21 protein-coding genes, 2 tRNA genes and 1 pseudogene are annotated in these 21,186 nt (G+C 65.3%); 12 read left to right on the forward strand and 12 right to left on the reverse strand.

The annotated features are described in order from the left end of the window. Positions 1 to 170 precede the first annotated feature (170 nt). Together ACP26O_RS12150 and ACP26O_RS12155 are read right to left on the reverse strand one after the other, a co-directional pair. The gene (locus ACP26O_RS12150; RefSeq protein ID WP_425100826.1) at positions 171 to 2,120 is read right to left on the reverse strand and encodes an ATP-binding cassette domain-containing protein; all 1,950 of its coding nucleotides are present in this window, start codon (positions 2,118 to 2,120) and stop codon (positions 171 to 173) included. A gap of 223 nt (positions 2,121 to 2,343) precedes the next feature. Further along, positions 2,344 to 2,748: a DUF4399 domain-containing protein gene (locus ACP26O_RS12155; RefSeq protein ID WP_041491385.1), complete on the reverse strand. Its 405-nt coding sequence runs from the start codon at positions 2,746 to 2,748 to the stop codon at positions 2,344 to 2,346. Between the two features lie 197 nt (positions 2,749 to 2,945). Between ACP26O_RS12155 and ACP26O_RS12160 the strand changes: the two genes are divergently transcribed. The 4 genes from ACP26O_RS12160 to ACP26O_RS12175 all read left to right on the forward strand — a co-directional run bounded on the left by ACP26O_RS12160 (position 2,946) and on the right by ACP26O_RS12175 (position 4,823). After that, positions 2,946 to 3,128: a rubredoxin gene (locus tag ACP26O_RS12160; protein WP_041491231.1), complete on the forward strand. Its 183-nt coding sequence runs from the start codon at positions 2,946 to 2,948 to the stop codon at positions 3,126 to 3,128. A gap of 174 nt (positions 3,129 to 3,302) precedes the next feature. Then, positions 3,303 to 3,377, forward strand: a tRNA-Arg gene (locus tag ACP26O_RS12165). A 589-nt stretch (positions 3,378 to 3,966) separates the two neighbouring features. Then, positions 3,967 to 4,236, forward strand: coding sequence for an Arc family DNA-binding protein (locus ACP26O_RS12170; RefSeq protein WP_175665023.1), 270 nt, complete (start codon positions 3,967 to 3,969; stop codon positions 4,234 to 4,236). 32 nt (positions 4,237 to 4,268) lie between these two features. Beyond that, entirely contained in the window at positions 4,269 to 4,823 is a 555-nt protein-coding gene (locus ACP26O_RS12175) for a sce7726 family protein (protein ID WP_175665024.1), read from the forward strand. On the opposite strand, the gene ACP26O_RS12180 is transcribed toward ACP26O_RS12175, so the two are convergent. After that, positions 4,818 to 5,888 carry a beta family protein gene (locus tag ACP26O_RS12180; protein ID WP_175665025.1) on the reverse strand — a complete coding sequence of 357 codons (1,071 nt, stop codon included), beginning with the start codon at positions 5,886 to 5,888 and terminating at the stop codon, positions 4,818 to 4,820. The genes ACP26O_RS12175 and ACP26O_RS12180 overlap by 6 nt on opposite strands. A gap of 605 nt (positions 5,889 to 6,493) precedes the next feature. Between ACP26O_RS12180 and ACP26O_RS12185 the strand changes: the two genes are divergently transcribed. Then, a tRNA-Met gene (locus ACP26O_RS12185) sits at positions 6,494 to 6,570 on the forward strand. 75 nt (positions 6,571 to 6,645) lie between these two features. On the opposite strand, the pseudogene ACP26O_RS12190 reads toward ACP26O_RS12185, so the two are convergent. Both ACP26O_RS12190 and ACP26O_RS12195 read right to left on the reverse strand, forming a co-directional pair. Further along, a pseudogene (locus tag ACP26O_RS12190) lies at positions 6,646 to 7,770 on the reverse strand (right-handed parallel beta-helix repeat-containing protein); the annotation flags it as partial. A gap of 546 nt (positions 7,771 to 8,316) precedes the next feature. Then, complete coding sequence (locus ACP26O_RS12195) at positions 8,317 to 9,057, reverse strand: SDR family NAD(P)-dependent oxidoreductase (RefSeq protein ID WP_175665027.1); 741 nt, start codon at positions 9,055 to 9,057, stop codon at positions 8,317 to 8,319. Between the two features lie 115 nt (positions 9,058 to 9,172). Between ACP26O_RS12195 and ACP26O_RS12200 the strand changes: the two genes are divergently transcribed. Further along, the gene (locus ACP26O_RS12200; protein ID WP_165751833.1) at positions 9,173 to 9,787 is read left to right on the forward strand and encodes a TetR/AcrR family transcriptional regulator; all 615 of its coding nucleotides are present in this window, start codon (positions 9,173 to 9,175) and stop codon (positions 9,785 to 9,787) included. Between the two features lie 78 nt (positions 9,788 to 9,865). On the opposite strand, the gene eco is transcribed toward ACP26O_RS12200, so the two are convergent. Continuing rightward, positions 9,866 to 10,366, reverse strand: coding sequence for a serine protease inhibitor ecotin (gene eco / locus ACP26O_RS12205; protein WP_011657609.1), 501 nt, complete (start codon positions 10,364 to 10,366; stop codon positions 9,866 to 9,868). 144 nt (positions 10,367 to 10,510) lie between these two features. Between eco and ACP26O_RS12210 the strand changes: the two genes are divergently transcribed. Continuing rightward, positions 10,511 to 10,843 (forward strand): hypothetical protein, encoded by a 333-nt coding sequence (locus ACP26O_RS12210; RefSeq protein ID WP_011657610.1) that lies wholly within the window; start codon positions 10,511 to 10,513, stop codon positions 10,841 to 10,843. Between the two features lie 214 nt (positions 10,844 to 11,057). Here ACP26O_RS12210 and ACP26O_RS12215 read toward each other — a convergent pair whose 3' ends face one another. Continuing rightward, positions 11,058 to 11,459, reverse strand: coding sequence for a hypothetical protein (locus ACP26O_RS12215; protein WP_012364418.1), 402 nt, complete (start codon positions 11,457 to 11,459; stop codon positions 11,058 to 11,060). Positions 11,460 to 11,576: 117 nt separating this feature from the next. Here ACP26O_RS12215 and ACP26O_RS12220 point away from each other — a divergent pair, with 117 nt between their 5' ends. Together ACP26O_RS12220 and ACP26O_RS12225 are read left to right on the forward strand one after the other, a co-directional pair. Beyond that, positions 11,577 to 11,957, forward strand: coding sequence for a DUF5594 family protein (locus ACP26O_RS12220; RefSeq protein ID WP_006755286.1), 381 nt, complete (start codon positions 11,577 to 11,579; stop codon positions 11,955 to 11,957). Positions 11,958 to 12,151: 194 nt separating this feature from the next. Further along, positions 12,152 to 13,519, forward strand: coding sequence for an MFS transporter (locus ACP26O_RS12225; protein ID WP_175665028.1), 1,368 nt, complete (start codon positions 12,152 to 12,154; stop codon positions 13,517 to 13,519). Between the two features lie 25 nt (positions 13,520 to 13,544). Here ACP26O_RS12225 and ACP26O_RS12230 read toward each other — a convergent pair whose 3' ends face one another. The 3 genes from ACP26O_RS12230 to ACP26O_RS12240 form a co-directional block, all read right to left on the reverse strand. Then, the gene (locus ACP26O_RS12230) at positions 13,545 to 14,126 is read right to left on the reverse strand and encodes an AAA family ATPase (RefSeq protein WP_175665029.1); all 582 of its coding nucleotides are present in this window, start codon (positions 14,124 to 14,126) and stop codon (positions 13,545 to 13,547) included. Next, positions 14,119 to 15,540, reverse strand: a complete 1,422-nt coding sequence (otsA, locus tag ACP26O_RS12235; protein ID WP_175665030.1) for an alpha,alpha-trehalose-phosphate synthase (UDP-forming) — start codon at positions 15,538 to 15,540, stop codon at positions 14,119 to 14,121. Before otsA ends, ACP26O_RS12230 begins: the two co-directional genes overlap by 8 nt. Before the next feature lie 150 nt (positions 15,541 to 15,690). Next, on the reverse strand, positions 15,691 to 15,888 hold the full coding sequence (locus ACP26O_RS12240) for a hypothetical protein (protein WP_175660235.1): 198 nt from the start codon (positions 15,886 to 15,888) through the stop codon (positions 15,691 to 15,693). A 287-nt stretch (positions 15,889 to 16,175) separates the two neighbouring features. Here ACP26O_RS12240 and ACP26O_RS12245 point away from each other — a divergent pair, with 287 nt between their 5' ends. Both ACP26O_RS12245 and ACP26O_RS12250 read left to right on the forward strand, forming a co-directional pair. Further along, positions 16,176 to 16,727: a hypothetical protein gene (locus ACP26O_RS12245; protein WP_041489845.1), complete on the forward strand. Its 552-nt coding sequence runs from the start codon at positions 16,176 to 16,178 to the stop codon at positions 16,725 to 16,727. After that, positions 16,724 to 17,218, forward strand: a complete 495-nt coding sequence (locus tag ACP26O_RS12250) for a hypothetical protein (protein ID WP_011657617.1) — start codon at positions 16,724 to 16,726, stop codon at positions 17,216 to 17,218. The genes ACP26O_RS12245 and ACP26O_RS12250 overlap by 4 nt, the downstream gene beginning before the upstream one ends. Before the next feature lie 73 nt (positions 17,219 to 17,291). Here ACP26O_RS12250 and ACP26O_RS12255 read toward each other — a convergent pair whose 3' ends face one another. Beyond that, positions 17,292 to 18,629, reverse strand: coding sequence for an AAA-associated domain-containing protein (locus ACP26O_RS12255; RefSeq protein ID WP_006755837.1), 1,338 nt, complete (start codon positions 18,627 to 18,629; stop codon positions 17,292 to 17,294). A gap of 22 nt (positions 18,630 to 18,651) precedes the next feature. Then, positions 18,652 to 20,409 (reverse strand): ABC transporter permease, encoded by a 1,758-nt coding sequence (locus ACP26O_RS12260; RefSeq protein ID WP_011657618.1) that lies wholly within the window; start codon positions 20,407 to 20,409, stop codon positions 18,652 to 18,654. 500 nt (positions 20,410 to 20,909) lie between these two features. On the opposite strand from ACP26O_RS12260, the gene ACP26O_RS12265 reads away from it, so the two are divergent. Continuing rightward, positions 20,910 to 21,176, forward strand: a complete 267-nt coding sequence (locus ACP26O_RS12265) for a hypothetical protein (protein WP_011657619.1) — start codon at positions 20,910 to 20,912, stop codon at positions 21,174 to 21,176. Positions 21,177 to 21,186: the final 10 nt, after the last annotated feature.

The raw sequence follows: 21,186 nt of genomic DNA on the forward strand, positions 1-21,186 counted from the left end.
CTGTGCTTGGACTGCTTCGAAAGCGGGCGCGCGGCATGCGCTGCGCGACCCGGGACGCGCGGTATTTTACTGGTTCCGCGTGGCGCGCCATCGCAAGATCGTCGCGCGGCGCGGCCGGCCATACGGCGGGCGTACGACGCGCCGGCCAGCGACGCGCCGCGCGTGGTGCGTCAGACCGGTTTGCGCTTCGCTTCGAGCGTTTCCCACCGCTCGAGCGCGGCGAGCAGTTCGTCGTCGATCGCCGCGAACCGCTCGGTCAGGCGCGTGCCTTCCTGCGGATCCTTCGCGAAGATCGCGCCGTCCTCGAGTTGCGCGTTGATCGTCTTCTGTTCTTCCTCGAGCGCCGCGATCTTCTGCGGCAGCGCATCGAGTTCGCGTTGCTCGTTGAACGACAGCTTGACCGTGCGCTGCGCGTTGCGGCCGGCCGCGCTTTTCGCCGGGTCTTCCTTGACCGGCGCCGCTTCCTTCACCGCGCGCTTCGCCGCTTCCTGCTGCGCGAGCTGCTGCGAACGCTCGCTCTGGATCTGCCAGTCGGTGAAGCCGCCGACGTATTCGCGCCACTTGCCGTCGCCCTCCGCCGCGATCACCGACGTCACGACGTTGTCGAGGAACGCGCGATCGTGGCTGACGAGCAGCACCGTGCCGTCATAGTCGGCCAGCAGCTCTTCGAGCAGTTCGAGCGTCGGGATGTCGAGGTCGTTGGTCGGCTCGTCGAGCACCAGCACGTTGGCCGGACGCGCGAACAGGCGCGCGAGCAGGAGCCGGTTGCGCTCGCCGCCCGACAGCGACTTCACCGGCGAGCGCGCGCGTTCCGGCGCGAACAGGAAGTCGCCGAGATAGCTCATCACGTGCTTGCGCACGCCGCCGATCTCGACCCATTCGCTACCGGGGCTGATCGTATCGGCCAGGCTCTTGTCCTGGTCGAGCTGCGCGCGCATCTGGTCGAAATACGCGACCTGCAGATTCGTGCCCGTGCGCACCGTGCCCGAGTCGGGCTTCAGCTCGCCGAGGATCAGCTTGAGCAGCGTGGTCTTGCCCGCGCCGTTCGGGCCGACGAAACCGATCTTGTCGCCGCGCATGACCGACGTCGAGAACGTGTCGACCACCGTTCGATCGCCGTAGCGCTTCGTCACGTCCGTCAGCTCCGCGACGATCTTGCCCGACTTCTCGCCCTGCGCGACGTCGAGCCTCACGTTGCCCTGCGAATTGCGGCGCTCCGCGCGCTCGTTGCGCATCTGCACGAGCCGCGCGATGCGCCCGACGCTGCGCGTACGGCGCGCCTCGACGCCCTTGCGGATCCACACTTCTTCCTGCGCGAGCAGCTTGTCGAATTTCTCGTTTTCCACGCGCTCGACTTCGAGCTGCTGCGCCTTGCGCGTCTGGTACGCGGAGAAATTGCCCGGATACGACAGCAGCCCGCCGCGATCGAGCTCGACGATGCGTGTCGCGACGCGGTCGAGGAATGCGCGATCGTGGGTGATGAACAGCAGGCCCGCGCGCTGCGAGACCAGCAATTCTTCCAGCCAGCGGATGCCGTCGAAGTCGAGGTGGTTGGTCGGCTCGTCGAGCAGCAGCACGTCGGGTTGCAGCACCAGCGCGCGCGCCAGCGCGACGCGCTTCTGCATCCCGCCCGACAGCGCGTCGACGCTGGCATCGCCGTCCGTCAGGCCGATCTGCGCGAGCGTCATCGACACGCGCGTGCGCCAGTTCCACGCGTCGTGCATGTCGAGCGACGACTGCAGCGTGTTCATCCGCGCGAGCAGCGCATCGTGCTCGGCGCCTTCGGGTGTGTCGGCGAGGCGGTGCGCGATCGAATCGTATTCTTCGAGCACTTCGCGCGTGTGCGTGAGCCCCGATGCCACGGCCTCGAACACCGTCGCGCCGGGTTCGAATTCGGGCTCCTGCGGCACGTAGACGGTCACGAGCTCCTGCTGGCGCGTGATCAGCCCGTCATCGGGCTTCGCGAGCCCGGCGACGATCTTCAGCAGCGACGACTTGCCCGCGCCGTTGCGGCCGATCAGGCCGACGCGCTCGCCGGCTTCCAGCGAGAAGTCCGCGTGATCGAGCAACGCGACGTGACCGAACGCGAGTTGCGCGCCGGTAATGGAATAAAGCGACATGGGGAGACGGCGAAGAGAGAAATCGGAAGCGCCCATTGTACCGGTGGCGGAGGCCTGCGCCGGGATGGCCTGACGGACTATGCCGGTGCGTGGTGCTTTTCGTGCTGTGACTGCATGCAAGGCGTGCGCTCGGCGGACGGCGCCGGCATGGCGCGCTTCGGCGCCGCGCGGCGGGCATCCCGCCGTAGCTTCCCGGCCGGGCGCCCGCACGCGGGAGGTGCGATTACTTCACGTTGACCGTGATCGTCGAGCTCAGCTCGGGACCATACGAGCGGTGTGCGCCGTCGCCGAGCTGCAGCGTCAGCGTGTGCTTGCCGGGCGGCAGCTTCACGTCGGTTTCGGTCTGGGCCTTGCCGAAGTGCAGCGAATGTTCGGAGGCGGGAATCACGTCGCCCTTGGGCACCGGCTTGCCGTCGATCAGCAGGTGGTGGTGGCCCGTGTCCGGCGTCATGTCGCCGGCCGGCTTGAGCGCCATCCCTTCGAGGCCGAACTGCACGTGCACGGGGCTCGACACCGTCGCGCCATCCTTCGGCTCGACGAAAAACACGCGCGCCTCGGCACGCGCGAGCGTCGACACGGCCAGTGCCGCGACACATACCGCACCTGCGATCCATTTCTTGTTGAGCATCGTTTCCTCCTTCAGATTGAAAGGCTCACGAAGCATACACTGCGTGCCCGGCCCGTGCGATGTCGGGCGTTGTTCGCGATGCGTACGTTTAAAAGGACGTTGCGCAGGTGTTCGGCGAAATTACGGTACTATTGCGCCTTTCGTCCGTTGGCCGCGCCGCGGACGGCATGACCGACTTTCTTCATCCCGAACGCCCTATGAGCGATGTAATCGAATACCAGAGCTGGGTCTGCCTGATTTGCGGGTGGGTCTATAACGAAGCGGAAGGGCTGCCCGACGAGGGGATCCCCGCCGGCACCCGTTTCGCCGACATTCCCGCCGACTGGCGGTGCCCGCTGTGCGACGTGGGCAAGGAAGATTTCGTCGTCGTGGATTTCTGATTTCGGTTTCGTGTATCCGGTTTTCGGTTTTCGGTTTCCGGACGCACTAAGCACGCGCGCGGCGCATCGGCACGCATTCCGTCCGCCGATGCGCCGCGCGTTTGCTATACTCTGCGCGCTGTCCACATCGCCGTCCCGGTCGCGTTTTCTGCACGCGATATCGCGGACCCGGCTCTCCCCGTAGTTCAATGGATAGAACAAGCGCCTCCTAAGCGCTAGATACAGGTTCGATTCCTGTCGGGGGGACCATCTTAGTTCCCAATACTTCCTAGGTTTGCCCAAACAGTCGCGCGCAGCCTTGTGTCGCTTGGACTTTTGCTGCCATCCTTGCCCAAGGTTGCCTAGTACAAGCAACCTAGCTTGGGGACATCGTTTTGGGACATGCCTCCACGCCCCCAACGCCATGCCGAAGCGCGCTACCCCGCTGACCGAGATGCAGATCCGCAAGGCCAAGCCGGCCGAGAAAACCTACCGCCTGGCAGACGGCAAGGGGCTGTATTTGGAGGTGATGCCAAATAGATCCCGGATCACACCGGTTGCCTTCGATGTCTTGTGCTGCCTTTGCCAGTGCCAGAGGTAGCTTGCTGGAGCAACCGAACTCGACAAAAAGCATGCTATTCAGATCAGCCACCGTCAACGCCTTGGCCTCATCTGTGCCGATAAACCGGCTAATCGAACGCGTCCGATGCCACACACTGTAGGCTCGATTGCGGATGAGGAATTGTTCTTCTTGCATGGTCGCCTGAAGCGCGGAGCCGCCTCTGGTTGAATCGCGTCGATCCAAATGCAGCACGGTGCTTTATTGAATTCAAGCACCGCGCTACACTACAATCACTCCATGGCCCGAGACGATCCACAAATCAACCTCCGCATCCCGCTCGAATTGAAAGAGCGGCTCGACGCAGCGTCAGCGCGAAAAAGACGATCGTTGACCGCTGAGGTGGTCGCCCGACTGGAAGCGAGTTTTTTGAGCGACGATGAAAGCGGGAACGTGCACATCGATGATCGAATGCTGAATCTGTTCGCCAGACACATCGTGGAGAAGGTCGTCGAAGCGTTGGACAAACGCGAAAAGTCAACCCGGCCGCGACCTGACCGACAGCGTTGATCTCTTGACTATGCCGTAATAATCCGGCTGCTATGCAAACACCAGAGACGATTCGTCACCTATTACGTTCATGGGTACAGGGTGCCAAGCAGCACCTACCCGGCGACGTCCTTATCGATGAGCTGTGCATTGTCGACAAGACTTGTAGAGCGGACCTGGTTCACGCAAACGGACAACTTTGCGGGTTCGAGGTTAAGTCCGAGGCAGACACGTTTAAGCGTTGGCCACAGCAGATGGAAGCGTATCTCAGAGTATTCGACGAGGTATGGCTTTGCTGCCATCGCAAACATGCAGTTCGCGCCCTAGAGGAGTCGCATCCATCGATTGGCATCTTGATCGTGGACGAGTACTCATCGATCGCCGTATTGCGCCCAGCACGCCCGAACAAGTGCGTCGTCCCGTATGACCTCAGTGGTCTGTTGTGGCGAGAAGAACTGGATGAACTGTGCGCCAGCCAAGGGTTACCAATTCTACGCCGCGAGCGAATTCGAGAAGCTCGGCACCGCGTTTCCAAGGCGGTGCCGCTCGACGTACTAAAGGCTCAAGTACTCAGCAGGCTCAAAGTGCGCTACGCGGCTGCTTCATAGATCCTCATCATCGGACTCAGCCCCGACAGGAGGCTCACCACGTGAGGCCAGGTACTGCAGAACTGCGCAAATGTGTTGGTTGACACGAAATCCATTCCACGTCCCATTGTTGCCGTAGTTCGTCCCTGATGCCGCAATACGGCCGATTTCGCGAGTCGCCCAGCAAAATTCATCTCCGTGATAACCCGGGATTGTTCTAATTGCGGCGGCGATCCCCGTATAGTGATGGAATTCCTTATCGCCTCCCTGTCGGATTTGCCACCACTCTGTAGGGACCAGGTAATTTGCAAAAGGGATAACTGGCATACCGGGGATAAAGTCCATTACCCCGGTGGGATTTGTTGCAGCGTAGTCACCGTAGATCAGCGGCAGATCTCCCAAAGCCGCCTGAAGCGCCAGCTGCCATGTAAGATCGAGACACGCAACAGTTCGAGATGTGCCGGAAGCAGGTTTGTCATCAGGAAACGACGTACTAACGATGACTACCCGCGCGACTCGATAGGCATGAATGTCTCGTACAAGGCGGTCGAGCCATCCCCCAGGAGTTAACAGGGGAATATCGGCAAGTTTCCGAAAATCGATGATCACATCAACTGCTGAAGGATCTGTTACCGAGTTCAGTACGTTCTGGGCTGTCGGCCATTGCCGAGCTACATCTCGCCCCACCTCCACCCGGAGTGCGATCCTCGGAAACTCCGCTGCCAATTGAAGTGCGCACTGCACCACATCGCGGGATGAATCGCCATCGGCCCAACCGATAACTGGTACCAGTGCGTTGTTCTTGGCTCTGGTTGCTACATAAAAGGCACGCTTTGTAGCGTATGCGTTGTTCGGTGAGTTCAGCGCATTCTCGATCAAGTACCGATCATTTGCGTCTGTTGGAAAACGCGAAACGTCCAGATAAAACGAAGTACCGCCCCAGTTGTTCGCAAACGTATCGAGATGACGCTCGTCATTTCCTCGCATACTTAGCAAAGGAGCAACCTGCTCTCGTCGAGCCGACTCCAAATTGACAAGCGCCTTTATGTCGTTCTGCCCCACCCTCAATGCTGCAACGTAGTTCATGTGGCCTTCCCTCGAATGTCCCGATTCGGCGGAACTTACCGACGCTCACCCTGAGCGTATTCTTTTGATGTAGCTATTTTATCCGACCCGAAACCACATACCGCAACCGTCGCCGGATGGCGAATAATCTTTAGGAAATTTTTGGGGCATATTCTTAACGATAATGCGGCAAAGCCACGCACATCATTGTTTTATGAATTCTGTCAGGGGGACCAAAGAGTCTCCAAAGTTTCACCAGCTTCGCCACAAGAACCCCGTCACGCTTGGCTGTGCGGGGTTTTTTGTTGCGGACTTCCACCAGCGGCCACCAGTGGAAATAACTGCCGATTTCCCGCGGGTCCTTCCGGCGCCCTTCCGAATGCACGGGCACTGCGCGCCGCGTTTTTCGACAAGGTGTTCCGGCTGTTACCCAAAGTGTTATCCAACCGCCGGAGGGTAACAAACATGGATCGGTTACTTGATCGAAACCAAGGTAACGCTCGGGTATCCGAGAGAACCCAGGCAATGCAAGCGAGCGCATTCTGATCGGCGACGCGCGATCGCCCCGGACGGGCCATATCATTGATCGTTTGACGCACCGCAACAGTCCGGGGTACACTTCGCGCCGCGGGGTGGAGCAGTCTGGCAGCTCGTCGGGCTCATAACCCGAAGGTCATAGGTTCAAATCCTATCCCCGCAACCAACATCGAAGCCCGCTATGCGAAAGCAAGCGGGCTTTTTGATTTGCATGTTGTACCAGTACGGCCGGCCCCCAGCCTCACCGCATCAACCCCGCCCTGACCTTCGGCATCAAACTCGCATTCACCCCGGTCACGGCAAACGTCCCCGTCGACGACGCCCCGGCCGGCAGCGCCAGCACACTGCCATCCCCGAGCCGATTCGCGTCGACGACGATCTGGCTCACCGCGCACCCGTTCGTCAACAGCCCGACGGGCAACCCGGCGATCGACGAAAACGTATTGCCCGTCACGCTGAACGAACACACGTTCCCATACGCCCGGAACCCCGCATAGCCGGATCCCGACACGCGGTTATCCGTCACCGCGACGCCCGACACCGTTCCCGTCCATGTATCCAGCTCGATCGCGCCCTGTTGCGTCGGCTGCAAGCCATTGTTCACGTTCGAGTTCTGGATGTTGGTCACGGTATTGCCGGTGATGACGACGTTCGACGACCCATAAGTCTTCCAGCTGTCTTCCTGCGCGACCAGGATACCCGCCGCCTTCTCGACGCCGTCGACCGTATTGTTCGAGATCGTCACGCCCTGCCCGCCGACAACGGTAATGCCGCGCCCCCACGCGTTACCCGACACTGAATTGTGGTCGATGAGCACGTTGCTGCTGAGCCGGCCGTCGCCGAGATAACTGACCACGGCGATCAGATCGTCGCCGGTGCCCGTCACCGTATTGTTCTGCACCAGCACGTTGATCGACCCGTAGGTCGTATGGATGCCGTCGGCCAGCGTCGCGCGCACGGTGTTGCCCACGATCGCGATACCGCTGCCGCCGAACACGAAAATCCCCGCGCTCGCGCCTCCTTGGATCGTCACGCCGAGCACCTGAACGTCCGCGCCCGTCACCTCGACCTTGGTCGACTCGGGCGTCGTGAGCCGCGTCGTGCCGGTGCCGGCGAGCGTCACGCCGACGAGGGTCGAACCGGCGCCGCGCATCACGATGGTCTGGTCGGCCGGATTCGTGGCGGCGAGCGTCGCGCCATATCCGGAGATCACCGCCTGCGGCACGTTCACGGCAAGCGAATGCCCGACGACGTAGCGGCCCGGCGCGATCACCAGGCGCTGGCCGGCCTGCAGGCTGTCGAATGCTTTCTGCAACGCGTCGGCTTGATCGCTGCCGTCGGCGGCCGGCGAGACCGTCACATCGGCGACGAGAACCGGTTTGGAGCCGCTGGACGGCTGAAGCGGCGCGCCGGGAGTGGCGCCGGTCGCCCCTGAGGTCGGGCCAGAGCGGCCGGAATCCGTCGATGAAGTCGATGCGCCCGATGCGCTGGACGGACCGGATGCGGCGGATGCGGCGCCGGCAGACGCGCCGGACGATGTCGATGTACCCGCAACGGTTTGCGATGCCGCCGCATTGTTGTCATCGCCACCGCCGCATGCGGCAAGACAAAGGCAGAGCGCGGCAAGCATCGCTTGATCGACTGTACGCATACGATGTTCCGCTAGCCCAGATTGGCGTCATCGTAAGTACGCCAGCGCACTTTGTAAATGAATTCCGTGCGGAGGCCACCGTTCGCAATCCTCCGTGATTCAACGCAACTGACACGTATCCGACATTGCATAGAATCCCGAACCTTCTTCCATCACGGGAAAGTCGGTGCTGATTCGGCCGCGCGCGACCTCGAAATCGCGCGCGGCATCGGTGCAGCAATTACCGGCAGCACACGAGCAAATTAAATCGCACTTCTACGCTTATGCATTCGCGCCACCATCGATTGTCAACCCGGTACCGTTAATCGACCGCCCTTCCGGCCCGACGACGAACGCGACGAGTGCCGCGACGTCCTCCGCCTTGCCGTACTGCGGAATCGCCATCCGCGAACGTTGCGCGCCGGCATGCTCACCGTCGGCCGGATTCATGTCCGTATCGGTCGACCCCGGATGCACGATATTGACCGTGATGCCGCGCGCACCGAGATCGCGCGCGAGCCCCTGCGTCCAGCCGATCAGCGCGGCCTTGCTCGCCGCATAGAGGCTCATCCCCGCATCGGGAACGCGCGTCGCGAGGCAACTGCCGGTCGACACGATGCGCCCGCCCTCTCCGAGATGCCGCGCAGCCGCCTGCGACGCGACGATCACCGCGCGCACGTTCACGTTCAGCGTCGCGTCGATGTCGTCGAGCGTAAGGTCGTCCAGCGCACCGCCACGGAAGATGCCCGCGTTGTTGACGAGGATGTCGAGGCCGCCGAGCGTCTGCGCGGCATGATCGACCGCGCCACGCACGGCAACCGGATCGGCGCTGTCGGCCTGGATCGCGACGGCCCGGCGGCCGAGCGCCTCGATGTCGGCAACGACGGCCCGCGCCCGCTCCGCCGATTTCTCGTAAGTGATCGCGACGTCCGCACCGTCGGCCGCCAGCCGTTTCACAATGGCCGCACCGATGCCGCGACTGCCGCCCGTGACGAGTGCACGCTTGCCTTGAAGTCGACTCATGAAAACTCCTGTGGTCATTTATGTAACGACCGACACAGAATGTGGCAGGTTGCGCGGCGCTGTCAATTGAATTATTTTATCGATCGATACAGATATCGACGAAGGAACGAATGTCATGGCTGAACGGGGCCGACCGAGAAGCTTCGACAAGGAAGCGGCGCTGGATCGCGCGATGGAGGTGTTCTGGCGCCTCGGCTACGAGGGTGCGTCGATGACGGACCTGACGGCCGCGATGGGCATTGCGTCACCGAGCCTGTACGCGGCGTTCGGCAGCAAGGAGGCGTTGTTCCGGCAAGCGATCGAGCACTATCGGGAAACGGAGGGCCGTGAGATCTGGGACGGCGTCGAACAGGCCGGCAGCGCACACGACGCGATCGAGAACTATCTGATGCAGACCGCGCGCGTGTTCACGCGCCGGTCGAAGCCGGCCGGCTGCCTGATCGTCTTGTCGGCGCTGCATCCGGCCGAGCGATCGGACACGGTCCGGCAAATGCTGATCGCCATGCGCGAGCAGACGGTCGCCGCATTACGCGCGCGGCTCGGCGAAGGCGTTGCAGCGGGCGAGATCTCCGCGCACGCGGATCTCGACGCGATCGCACGCTACTACGTGACGGTGCAACAGGGGATGTCGATTCAGGCGCGCGACGGCGCGAGCCGTCGCGATCTGGAAGCGGTCGCGCAAGCCGCGCTGGCCGCATGGCCGGCGCTCGCGGGCGCGCGCGCCGGCTAACGGCGGGCCCCGGAAAGCAACCCGCAAAACCGCGCGCGGCCGGCCGGCGACAAGCGCCCGGCATGGCCGCGCGGGTACTTACTGTGTCACGGCGTGCTGCACGTCCTTCGACGCATGCCACACGCGGTAGCGCACGTCGAAACCGTCCGGCACGTACACGACGAGCGGCAGGCGGCTGTTGTAGCGCAGCAGTTGGCCGTCGCTACGCACCTGCACGAACCGCTGTTGCGGCGCCTGGCCCGGGCACGCCATCAGCGTCGACGCCGGGCCCTTCACGTCGGTCAGCCGATAGTACGTATAGCCCCAGCCCTTCACGTCCTCGGCGGTCAACTCGCCGCCGAACCATTGCTGGTTGCAGTCGGTCTGCAGCGTCTTGCCGATCATCAGTTCGACGCGCGCATCGCCTTCGTTCTCGAGCGCGGGCAGTGCGATCACCGCGCGCTGCTGGCCGGCCGCCGGCTGCGGGAACATCTTGATCGACTCGGCCGGCACGGCGGGCGCCGATGCGGGCCCGGCCGCGCAGGCGGCGGCGGTCGTCACGCAAAAGGCGGCCAGGACGGCCCGGATCGCGAATTTCATCGATGTGCTCCTGATAAACAAAATAGGCCCCGGATGCTAACACTTTCGTCGCAAGACCTTACGGCGCTGTAATTTGACGACACAATTGCAAACAGCCGGCAATCCCCGCGCGCGGTACTTATAGGAGAACCCACGGAGAACATCATGCTGAAGCTCATTGCTGCCGCCGGCGTCGCCACGCTGCTGGCCGGTTGCGTCGTCGGCCCGGACGCCGGATACGGCTACGGCCAGCCCTACTATTCCGATCCCGGCTACGCGTACGGGCCGGCCTACGGCGCGGCGCCGGTCTATGGCACGGTCAATATATGGGGCGGCGGCGGTGGCGGGCGCGACTGGGATCGCGGCCATCGCGACTACCGCCGCTGGGATCGCGATCGCGGTGACCATGGCGGCTGGGGACGCGGCGGCGGACGCCGCGGCGACTGGAACGAAGGCGGAGGCGGCGGCGGGCGCGGTGAGGGTGGCCATCGCCACTGATTCAGCCGATCCAGCGGATGCAATTGCAACCGTTTGTATCCGCACACGGTTCCGCACGGGCGCTGGGTGACGGATAAAAAAGCTGCCGAAACCGGCTCCCCCGACATGACAAAGGCCCTCGCATCATGCGAGGGCCTTTCCTTTTGTCATCCTGCGTATCGGCAACTCTCAGTCGACACCGATCATGCGGCGCCGAGCCCGGTCACGCACCCGCTCACCAGCCGGCCGGCTGCGCATAGCCGCCCGACACGGGCGCCCCGCACACATACGCGCGCTGATAGCGGTCGTAGCAATAGTTCGGGCCGCCGTCCTGGTACTGCGCCTGCTGGTAGCTCGGATAAGCCGGCTGCTGGTAGGCCGGCGCCTGGTAGTACGTCGGCGGCTGATAGGCCGGTGCCTGATACACGGGCGCCTGGTACGCGACGGGCGGATTCATCGCGGACGTCACGATCGCGCCGAGCACCGCGCCGCCGATCAGCGCGCCGATGACGGCGCCCCCGTCGCGGCCATGCGCGGACGCCGGGCCCGCCACGGCGAGCGAACCGGCGAGGACACATACAGCGGCAATTTTTTTCATGATGGACTCCCACGCGAAGTGGTACTGGATGCGATGCATTGTGGCGGCACGCGGTCGTAATAGATGCAGCAAGTGGTAACGCGCCATTACGGGTATCACGCACACCGAAACGCGGTACGGCCGTGCTACGATTTTCGGCCCACAGGAGACGCGTTTATGCAGCCCGAAACCGCCCGCCGTTTCGATACCGAATTCGCGCCGCGCATTGCGCGGGCGATCGCCGCCTTCTTCGCCGATCACGTCCAGGCCGACGTCGCCCCGTACGGCGGGCACGGGCAACCGACGCGCGTGCGGATCCGCAGCGCGCCGCACGAGCACGTGAGCGGCTTCGTGCATCCGCTGAACCTCGAGCTGACCTGGGACACCGACGAGATCGAGCGGCTGATGGAGCCGGACGGTCCGCAGCGCTTCGAGCACTACCTGGCCGCGCTGCCGAAGAAACTGGGCGCGTGGCAGGGCGCGCGCGACATCGATCTCGCGTCGCGCACGCAGGCCGACCCGCTCGTGCGGCTCGGCGGCCTCGATTTCGAAGGCTGAATGCGCGCGCCGGCCGGCGGCCGGCGGCCCCGCGTGCGTCGGCGTCGCGCGATGCGGCCCGGTGATACACTCGACCGGTCCCGCGCCGGCGCCGCCAGGCCGGCCGGGCCACTCACCGCCGCCTCCACCCGCGAGCATGGTTGCGCACACAACCGGCGTCCGGGCGCGCGGTCAACCCCGCTTTCGCTCCCGTCATGAACGCCGATACCGGCCTGCCGCTTCCGCAACGCTACTGGGCGATCGTCTGCGTCGCACTGGGCATCACGCTCGCCGTGCTCGACGGCGCCATCGCGAACGTCGCGCTGCCGACGATCGCGCGCGACCTGCACGCGTCCGATGCCGCATCGATCTGGATCGTCAACGCGTATCAGCTCGCGGTCACGATCACGCTGCTGCCGCTCGCATCGCTCGGCGAGCGCGTCGGCTATCGCCGCATCTATATCGCGGGGCTGGCGCTCTTCACCGCGGCGTCGCTCGGCTGCGCGCTCTCCGGCTCGCTGCCGATGCTGGCCGTGATGCGTGTGATCCAGGGGTTCGGCGCGGCCGGCATCATGAGCGTCAATGCGGCGCTGGTGCGGATGATCTACCCGTCGTCGATGCTCGGGCGCGGGCTGTCGATCAACGCGATGGTGGTCGCGCTGTCGTCGGCGATCGGGCCGACGGTCGCGTCGGCGATCCTGTCGTTTGCGTCGTGGCCGTGGCTGTTCGCGGTCAACGTGCCGATCGGCATCGCCGCGGTACTCGGCAGCGTGCGCGCGCTGCCGGCCAACCCGCTGCACGACGCGCCGTACGATTTCGCGAGCGCGCTGATGAACGCCTGCGTATTCGGGCTGCTGATCACGGCCGTCGACGGGCTCGGCCACGGCGAACGCCACGCTTACGTCGCGGCGGAGCTGGCCGTCGCGTTCGTCGTCGGCTACTTCTTCGTGAAGCGCCAGTTGTCGCAGCCGGCGCCGCTGCTGCCGGTCGACCTGATGCGCATCCCGATGTTCGCTTTGTCGATCTATACGTCGATGGCGTCGTTCACGTCGCAGATGCTTGCATTCGTCGCGCTACCGTTCTGGCTGCAGAATTCGCTCGGCTTCTCGCAGGTCGAAACCGGCCTCTACATGACGCCGTGGCCGCTCGTGATCGTGTTCGCCGCGCCGCTCGCGGGCGTGCTGTCGGACCGCTACTCGGCCGGCATCCTCGGCGGAATCGGGCTCGCGCTGTTCGCGGCCGGCCTGCTGTCGCTCGCGACGATCGGCGCGCACCCGGGCACCGTCGACATCGTGTGGCGGATGGCGCTGTGCGGCGCGGGCTTCGGGCTGTTCCAGTCGCCGAACAATCGCGCGATGCTGTCGTCGGCGCCGCGCGAGCGCAGCGGCGGCGCGGGCGGGATGCTGAGCACGGCGCGCCTGACCGGCCAGACCCTCGGCGCCGCGCTCGTCGCGCTGATTTTCGGGCTCGCGCCCGACCACGGTCCGACGATCGCGCTCTATGTCGCCACGGGGTTCGCAGCGATCGCCGCGGTGGTCAGCATGCTGCGCATCACGTCGCCACGCCCGGACGCGGCGACCTGACGCCGCCGCGCGCCGCGTGCGCACGTCATGCGGCGTCGAGCGCGTCCATCACGAAGCGCACGCGCGCCTTCACGCTTACCCGCGGCAGTTCGATCAGCCGATACCCGTACGCCGTATAGCAGTCGACCATCGCGTCGTAGGTCCGCACCGCCTCGTCGAAATCCTGCCGCCGTTCGGTGTCCTGCGTGTAGATCTCGGGCCACGGCGGCGCGATGAACACGCGCCGGTGATAGCGAAAGCGCCGCGCCGCGGCCTCCGCATGCGCGGGCACGGCGAGGCCCGTCAGTCGCAGGTAGCCGATCACGTCCGGCACGCCGCGGTCGAAAAACACGGGCCCGCGCGCATCGTGTGCGAGACGGTACGAACGCATCTCCCAGTTCAGCATCTGCTCGGCGAACGCTGCCCGGTCGCGCCACGGCAGCGCCGGGCCGTCGATCGCCATCTGGTCGCGGATCACGCCGCGCCCGGCCTCGTGCGAGCGCGTGAAACCGGTGCGTTCGAGCGCATCGAGCAACGTGCTCTTGCCCGAGCCCGGGCCGCCCGTGACGACGAAGAAGCGAGCCGACGCTTCGTCCGCCGCGCTGCCCTCCTCCACCCGCTCAGACATGCGCGGCCCGCCGGCCCGCGCGCTGCGTGACCGACGCGGCCGCCGCGACGCTGCGCAGGTCGGCGACGAACGTGTCGCGCCAGACCGACAGGTTGTTCTCGCGCAGCCGCGCAAGGTTCTCTTCATGTCGCGCCTGGCGCTCCGCGAGCGGCATCGACAGCGCGCGCTCGAGCGCGTCGGCCATCTGCGACAGGTCGTACGGATTGACGAGCAGCGCGCCGGTCAGCTCGGCCGCCGCGCCGGCGAACTCCGACAGCACGAGCACGCCCGGATCGGCCGGGTCCTGCGACGCGACGTATTCCTTCGCGACCAGATTCATCCCGTCGCGCAGCGGCGTCACATAGCCGACCTGCGACATCCGGAAGAACGCCATCAGCAGATTGCGCTCGTATTTGCGGTTCAGGTACTGGATCGGCGTCCAGTCGAGTTGCGAGAAGCGGCCGTTGATGCGGCCGGCCTCGCCTTCGAGCGTTTCGCGAATGTTCTGATAGGTCTTCACGTCGGAGCGCGTCGGCGGCGCGATCTGCACGAGCGATACGCGCCCCTGCCAGCCCGGCGCGTTGGCGAGCATCCGCTCGAACGACTGGAAGCGCTCGACGAGCCCCTTCGAATAGTCGAGCCGGTCGACGCTCATCACGAGCTTGCGGCCGTCGAGCGCGTCGCGCAGCATCTTCACCGGCTTGCGCGAGCCGTACTGGACGGCGGCCTCGGCGATCGCATCCGGATGCACGCCGATCGGATAGGCGGCAACCTTCACGACGCGGCCGTGCGCATGCAGCATCCCGTCGTCGCTCGCCGCGCCGATGCCGCGCCGCTCGATGTAGTCGGTGAACGCCTGCTTGTCGGCATCGGTCTGGAAACCCGCGATGTCGTACGCGCACATGAACTTCACGAGCTCCTCGTGCGGCGGCACGACGCGCAGCATGTCGGGCGACGGAAACGGAATGTGCAGGAAGAAGCCGATCGGGTTCTTCACGCCGAGCTCGCGCAGGCAATGCGCGAACGGCAGCAGGTGATAGTCGTGCACCCAGATCAGGTCGTCTGGCTGCAGCAGCGCGGCGAGCTGCTTCGCCAGCATCGCGTTCACGCGCAGATAGCCCGCGTACTCCTGCCGGTCGAAGCGCGTGAGATCGCTGCGGTAGTGGAACACCGGCCACAGCGTCGCGTTCGAGAAGCCGCGGTAGTACTGATCGTAGTCGCGCCGGGTCAGCCCGACCGTCGCATACGTGACGTTGCCGTCCCGCTGGATCGCGGGTGCAGCGTCGGGCGTACCGACGATCTCGCCGTTCCAGCCGAACCAGACACCGCCGGTGTCCTTCAATGCGTCCATCACGCCAACCGCGAGCCCCCCTGCACTCGGGCGTGTGTCCTCGCCGGCGGCGACACGGTTCGATACCACGATCAATCTGCTCATGCGGCTTCCCCTCCTCGATTCGATTGGCTGGCGCGCGGCGCGCGCCAAGGCGGACGCGACGACCCGGAGGCAGTCGCGCGGCGATTCAGATGTGAGCGATGCAACAAAGAGCGCAGTGAAATGCGGCGGCGGAATGCAACGGCGACAGGATCAAGCGTCCTGCTCCTGGCCGAGGTCGCGTTGATAGTCGAGCCCTTCCGGGCGTGCGCCGCCCTGGTTGTGATCGCCGTCGACCGGCGTCTCGCCGGGCGCGCCGGCAGGCGGTGCGGCCGGCGCGTCGGTCTGCGGACGCTGACGCTCAGCGCCCGCATCGGGCGGCCGGGGAGATGATCGTTTCGAACGGCGCATGGCTGGGTGTCTCATAGGCAGCGCGGCTCGGAGCCGTCGTAGAAACATTCCATAACAAAACAGTCTAGGTCGCTTCCTCGCACGCGAAGGTAACAATTACCTTCAATTTGTAACGTTTCGACCCCTCTCCAATCGTCTGTCCGACAATAACGCGGCGCGTACGCGCGCGTGCCGCCCGCCGCGATTTGTCAAAGCTTTGCAGTTTTCCTATGACAATTGCGAAACAATGACGCGGCAAGGGGGCGCGCATGCGTCGCCGCTCACCCAGACAGGACTTGCACTCAGGGATGAACACACGTTTCGAACCGCCGCGCCGGGCCATGACGGCGCGCATCGCGCTGGCCGCGCTCGCGACGGCCACGCTGCTGTCCGGCTGCAACTCGCTGTACAGCGAAGGCGCGACCGCCGGCGCCGGTATCGCGGGCGCCGCGATTGCCTCCAAGGTCACCAACAACGCCGCCGTCGCGACGGGCATCGGCCTCGGCGCCGTGGCCGGCGCGCGGGCAGGCGTCCAGTACTCGCAGCGCGTTGCACACCGTTACACGCAGGAACAGATCGCGAAGGCGGCGGCTCCGCTCGACGTCGGCGGCGTCGCGCCGTGGTCGACCCACCATTCGTTCCCGATCGAGGACGACGAACAGGGCCGCGTGACGGTCAGCCGGATGATCAGCGTCGGTCCGCTCGACTGCAAGGAAATCGTGTTCGCGGTCGACACGCCCGCGAAGGCCGACAAGGCCGCGCAGTCGGCGTTCTACGTCGCCACGATCTGCCGCGACGGTCCGGTGTGGAAATGGGCGTCGGCGGAGCCGGCGACCGAGCGCTGGGGCGCGCTGCAATGAGCATCGCGATCCGTATCGCGACGATCGGCGCGCTGTGCGCGGCCAGCGCCGCGCTGTCGGGCTGCGGGTCGGTCGGCGCGGCCAGCGGCGCACTGGCCGGCGCGGCGACGGGCCTCGTCACCGCGAATCCGGCCGTGGGCGTCGGTGTCGGCATCGCCGTGCAGGCGGCGACGGACGAAGCCGTCAATCGCACGATGAAGCAGCTCCATCAGAATCAGCAGGACGCGATCGCGAAGGCGGCCGGCAGCCTGGCCGTCGGTGAAGTCAAGCCGTGGAAGGTGAAGAACACGCTGCCGCTGGAAAACGGCGAAGGCGAGGTGCGCGTCACGCGTGCGTACTCGACGGCGCTGGCGTTGTGCAAGGAATTCGCGTTCTCGGTGAAGGATGGCGACAAGGCCGACTGGTATTTCGCGAATGCGTGCCAGCAAGGTACGCACTGGAAGTGGGCGTCGGCCGAACCGGCCGTCGACCGGTGGGGCAATTTGCAGTAACGATGCGATGCGCGGCGCGTGACCCCAGCGCCGCGCAGGCGGATGCCGGGCCGCACGGCCCGGCCCGTTGGCTTCAGGACTCGACGTCCTCGAGACTGAAGATTTCGGTCTGGTCGTTGTACGAGAAGATCTCGCCGTAACGGCCCCAGTCGATCACCGCGTCGAGCGTTTCCTCGGCCGCGCCGTCCGACAGAAAATCCTCCAGCTCCTGCTCGAAGCGCACGCGCGGCGCGCGATGGCCCGGGCGCTCGTTCAGCACCTTCTTGATGCGCGCGGCGAGCGGCACGTGCTTGAGCAGGTGATCCGCGAACATCAGCTTGCGCTCCTGCGTGCCGAACTCCGCGAACACGCGCCCCGGCGGCGTCAGGAACACGTCCCCTTCCCGCACGTCAGCGAAACCGAGGTACTGCAGCACTTCGGCGATCGGGAACAGGTCGTCCACTTCCAGATGCAGCGTGCGCGCGATTTCCGGCATGTCCGCGCGGCCGTGGTACGGCGCCATCGCGAGCGTCTCGATCAGGCCGGCCATCAGGTTGGTCGACACCTGCGGCAGCCAGCTGCCGAGCTCCAGCCCCTTTTTCGTCGCCTCGCCGGTCTGGCGCGCGGTCATCTTCGCGTAGATGTCGTCGACCAGCTTGCGGAAGGCCGGGTCGAGCCGATTGCGCGGATGCTTGAACGGCACCTTGATCTCGGCGATCACGCGGCCCGGGTTCGACGACAGCACGAGGATCCGGTCGCACATGAACACCGCTTCCTCGATGTTGTGCGTGACGATCAGCACCGACTTGATCGGCATCCGGCCTTGCGTCCACAGATCCAGCAGGTCGGTACGCAGCGTTTCGGCCGTCAGCACGTCGAGCGCCGAGAACGGCTCGTCCATCAGCAGGATCGTCGGATCGACGACGAGCGCACGCGCGAAACCGACGCGCTGGCGCATGCCGCCCGACAACTCGCGCGGATACGCGTTCTCGAAGCCGTCGAGACCGATCAGGTCGATCGCGGCGAGCGCGCGTTCGCGCCGCTCGCGTGCGCCGACGCCGAGCGCTTCCAGCCCGGCTTCCACGTTCTGCAACACGGTCAGCCACGGGAACAGCGCGAAGGTCTGGAACACCATCGCGACGCCTTCCGCCGGGCCGCGCAGCGGCTTGCCGAGATACGTCACTTCACCGCCGGTCGGCTCGATCAGCCCGGCGATGATTCGCAGCAGCGTCGACTTGCCCGACCCTGAACGGCCGAGCAGCCCGACGATCTCGCCTTCGCGCAGCGACAGGTTCGCGTCGTCGAGCACGAGCAATTCGCCCTGCGTCTTGTTGAAGCCGCGGCAGACGTGATCGACACGCAGGATTTCCTCGCCGAGGCGCGGCGGCTGGGACGTCTGGACGGGGGCGTTTACAGCATTCGGATTGTGCATCGCGTTTCGCTCTCAATCGGTCTCAGTCGAGCCGCAGCTTCGCTTCGGCGAAGGCATACAGCGGGCGCCACAGCAGGCGGTTGAACAGGGTAACGAACAGGGACATCACGGCGATGCCCAGGATGATCTTCGGAAAGTCGCCGGCGGCGGTGGTCTGCGCGATATACGCGCCGAGGCCGTGCGCCTCGATCTTGGTCGTGCCCCACTGCACCGCTTCCGACACGATGCTCGCGTTCCACGCGCCGCCCGACGCGGTGATCGCGCCGGTCACGTAGTACGGGAAGATGCCGGGCAGGATCGCCTGGCGCCACCACTGCCAGCCGCGGATCCGGAAGTTCGTCGCCGCTTCGCGATAGTCGTTCGGATAGGACGTCGCGCCGGCAATCACGTTGAACAGGATATACCACTGCGTACCGAGCACGATCAGCGGCGACAGCCAGATGTCGGGGTTCAGGTGGAAGCGCGCGATCACGATCACGAACACCGGGAACAGCAGGTTGGCCGGGAACGCGGCGAGGAACTGCGCGAGCGGCTGCAGCTTCTCCGCGAGCCGCGGACGCAGCCCGATCAGCACGCCGATCGGCACCCAGATCACGGACGCGATCGTGATCAGCACGACCACGCGCAGCAGCGTGATGAGCCCGAGCACCAGCACGTGGCCGACGTCGGCCATCGTCACGCCGGTCGCGACGAAGCTGACGACGCGCCACACGATATAGGCCGTGCAGATCAGCACGAAGCCCGACCATGCGATGTCGACCGTGCGCGACGCCTTCTTCTCGACTTTCGGCAGCGTGAAGCGCATCGCGCCCGACAGCGGCAGGCGCAGCGGAATCCGCGCGGCCTTCGCGAAGAACCAGCCGGCCGGCACCAGCAGTTGATGGATCAGGCGCGTGCGGCGCACGAGGTCGAGCAGCCACGATTGCGGCGCATCGCCCGACGCGGTGTTCTCCATCCGGAACTTGTCGGCCCACGCGATCAGCGGGCGGAACAGGAACTGGTCGTACGCGAGGATCACGACGGTCATCGTGAGGATGACCCAGCCGATCGCGCCGAAGTTCTTGTCCGAGATCGCCTGCGCGAGATACGCGCCGATGCCCGGCAGCGTGATCGTCTGGTTGCCGACGGTGATCGCCTCCGATGCGACGACGAAGAACCAGCCGCCCGACATCGACATCATCATGTTCCAGATCAGCCCGGGCATCGAGAACGGCACCTCGAGCTTCCAGAAGCGCTGCCACGACGTCAGGTGGAAGCCGCGCGACACTTCGTCGAGATCGCGCGGGACCGTGCGCAGCGACTGGTAGAAGCTGAACGTCATGTTCCACGCCTGGCTCGTGAAGATCGCGAAGATCGCCGCGAGCTCCGCGCCGAGCACGCGGCTCGGGAACAGCGCGAGGAAGAACGTGACCGTAAACGAGATGAAGCCGAGCACCGGCACCGACTGCAGGATGTCGAGGATCGGGATCAGCACCATCCCCGCGCGGCGGCTTTTCGCGGCGAGCGTGCCGTAGATCAGCGTGAACGCGAGCGACGCGACCATCGCGGCGAGCATCCGCAGCGTGGTGCGCAGCGCGTATTCGGGCAGGTTCGATGGATCGAGCGAGATCTTCTGGGTCTGAAGGGTCCCGATCGGCGCCATCGTTTCATGAAAGCCGACGACCGCCATCGCGATCAGGCAGATGATCAGCGGGAATGCGATGAAGTCCCACCGGTTCGGCAGAACGCGCCACGCGGACGCGTTGGCGGTCCGGTTCGGATTGAAGAATCCGACGTCCATCAGGCGCCCTCCCCGGTAAGGCCGAACGAAGCCGGCAGACGATGTTGATTCATGGCAAAGCGCACGGGCGCGGTAATTCGACGCGGTAATTCGATGGATTCACGATCTCACGCCGGCGCGACGCGCCGTGCGTGCAAGCTGCGCCCCGGCGCGGCGAGCGGCCGCGACGGCACGACACTACACCAACCTGTATTTCAGGTACAACCGTCCGGGGCCAGTGTGGCGCCGCGCGACGCGTGGGCGGTGCGTGGATCGTGCCCGGCGCGCGGGCGGACGGCGGGCGCGCGGGGCGGTGCAGCCCGGCCGCAGTCGTGCGGCCGGCGTGCAGGCCCCGAATTATGCCGTGATCCGGGCCGGCCGGGAACCCGCCAGCCGCACACGGGCGCAAACCATGCCGGACGTCATCGGACGATCGCGGCGAAGCAGGTATGATCGGGGCTAGCCCCCGGGGTGTGCCGACCCGCGGCCCCGGGGATTGACCGACCAGCTGGAGGAAGGGAATGGCAGGAAATTTGGTGATCGTCTGCCGCGATCAGGACGCCGAGGCGTTCTACGAGCTGATGCAGGAATACGGGTCGTTCCAGACCCGGCTGTCGTCGACGGCGTGGTACCTGAACATGAACGTCGTGCCCGAATCACTGCAGGAGGAAATCCTGGAGCGCCTCGGCCGCTATACGACCGTCTATATCTTCGAGGCCACGAGCGTGACCTACAACACCATCGACAGCAACGCCGCCGAGACGCTCGGCTCGCTGTTCGGCGAATGATGCCGCGCGG

Source organism: Burkholderia sp. R-40, assembly GCF_049942845.1.
Taxonomy (GTDB): domain Bacteria; phylum Pseudomonadota; class Gammaproteobacteria; order Burkholderiales; family Burkholderiaceae; genus Burkholderia; species Burkholderia ambifaria.

What these genes read in the sequence shown, in the direction of transcription:
- ACP26O_RS12150 (WP_425100826.1), bottom strand. Translation starts at nt 2,120, where the DNA reads ATGTCGCTTTATTCCATTACCGGCGCGCAACTCGCGTTCGGTCACGTC.
- ACP26O_RS12155 (WP_041491385.1), bottom strand. Translation starts at nt 2,748, where the DNA reads ATGCTCAACAAGAAATGGATCGCAGGTGCGGTATGTGTCGCGGCACTG.
- ACP26O_RS12160 (WP_041491231.1), top strand. Translation starts at nt 2,946, where the DNA reads ATGAGCGATGTAATCGAATACCAGAGCTGGGTCTGCCTGATTTGCGGG.
- ACP26O_RS12170 (WP_175665023.1), top strand. Translation starts at nt 3,967, where the DNA reads ATGGCCCGAGACGATCCACAAATCAACCTCCGCATCCCGCTCGAATTG.
- ACP26O_RS12175 (WP_175665024.1), top strand. Translation starts at nt 4,269, where the DNA reads ATGCAAACACCAGAGACGATTCGTCACCTATTACGTTCATGGGTACAG.
- ACP26O_RS12180 (WP_175665025.1), bottom strand. Translation starts at nt 5,888, where the DNA reads ATGAACTACGTTGCAGCATTGAGGGTGGGGCAGAACGACATAAAGGCG.
- ACP26O_RS12195 (WP_175665027.1), bottom strand. Translation starts at nt 9,057, where the DNA reads ATGAGTCGACTTCAAGGCAAGCGTGCACTCGTCACGGGCGGCAGTCGC.
- ACP26O_RS12200 (WP_165751833.1), top strand. Translation starts at nt 9,173, where the DNA reads ATGGCTGAACGGGGCCGACCGAGAAGCTTCGACAAGGAAGCGGCGCTG.
- eco (WP_011657609.1), bottom strand. Translation starts at nt 10,366, where the DNA reads ATGAAATTCGCGATCCGGGCCGTCCTGGCCGCCTTTTGCGTGACGACC.
- ACP26O_RS12210 (WP_011657610.1), top strand. Translation starts at nt 10,511, where the DNA reads ATGCTGAAGCTCATTGCTGCCGCCGGCGTCGCCACGCTGCTGGCCGGT.
- ACP26O_RS12215 (WP_012364418.1), bottom strand. Translation starts at nt 11,459, where the DNA reads ATGCATCGCATCCAGTACCACTTCGCGTGGGAGTCCATCATGAAAAAA.
- ACP26O_RS12220 (WP_006755286.1), top strand. Translation starts at nt 11,577, where the DNA reads ATGCAGCCCGAAACCGCCCGCCGTTTCGATACCGAATTCGCGCCGCGC.
- ACP26O_RS12225 (WP_175665028.1), top strand. Translation starts at nt 12,152, where the DNA reads ATGAACGCCGATACCGGCCTGCCGCTTCCGCAACGCTACTGGGCGATC.
- ACP26O_RS12230 (WP_175665029.1), bottom strand. Translation starts at nt 14,126, where the DNA reads ATGTCTGAGCGGGTGGAGGAGGGCAGCGCGGCGGACGAAGCGTCGGCT.
- otsA (WP_175665030.1), bottom strand. Translation starts at nt 15,540, where the DNA reads ATGAGCAGATTGATCGTGGTATCGAACCGTGTCGCCGCCGGCGAGGAC.
- ACP26O_RS12240 (WP_175660235.1), bottom strand. Translation starts at nt 15,888, where the DNA reads ATGCGCCGTTCGAAACGATCATCTCCCCGGCCGCCCGATGCGGGCGCT.
- ACP26O_RS12245 (WP_041489845.1), top strand. Translation starts at nt 16,176, where the DNA reads ATGAACACACGTTTCGAACCGCCGCGCCGGGCCATGACGGCGCGCATC.
- ACP26O_RS12250 (WP_011657617.1), top strand. Translation starts at nt 16,724, where the DNA reads ATGAGCATCGCGATCCGTATCGCGACGATCGGCGCGCTGTGCGCGGCC.
- ACP26O_RS12255 (WP_006755837.1), bottom strand. Translation starts at nt 18,629, where the DNA reads ATGCACAATCCGAATGCTGTAAACGCCCCCGTCCAGACGTCCCAGCCG.
- ACP26O_RS12260 (WP_011657618.1), bottom strand. Translation starts at nt 20,409, where the DNA reads ATGGACGTCGGATTCTTCAATCCGAACCGGACCGCCAACGCGTCCGCG.
- ACP26O_RS12265 (WP_011657619.1), top strand. Translation starts at nt 20,910, where the DNA reads ATGGCAGGAAATTTGGTGATCGTCTGCCGCGATCAGGACGCCGAGGCG.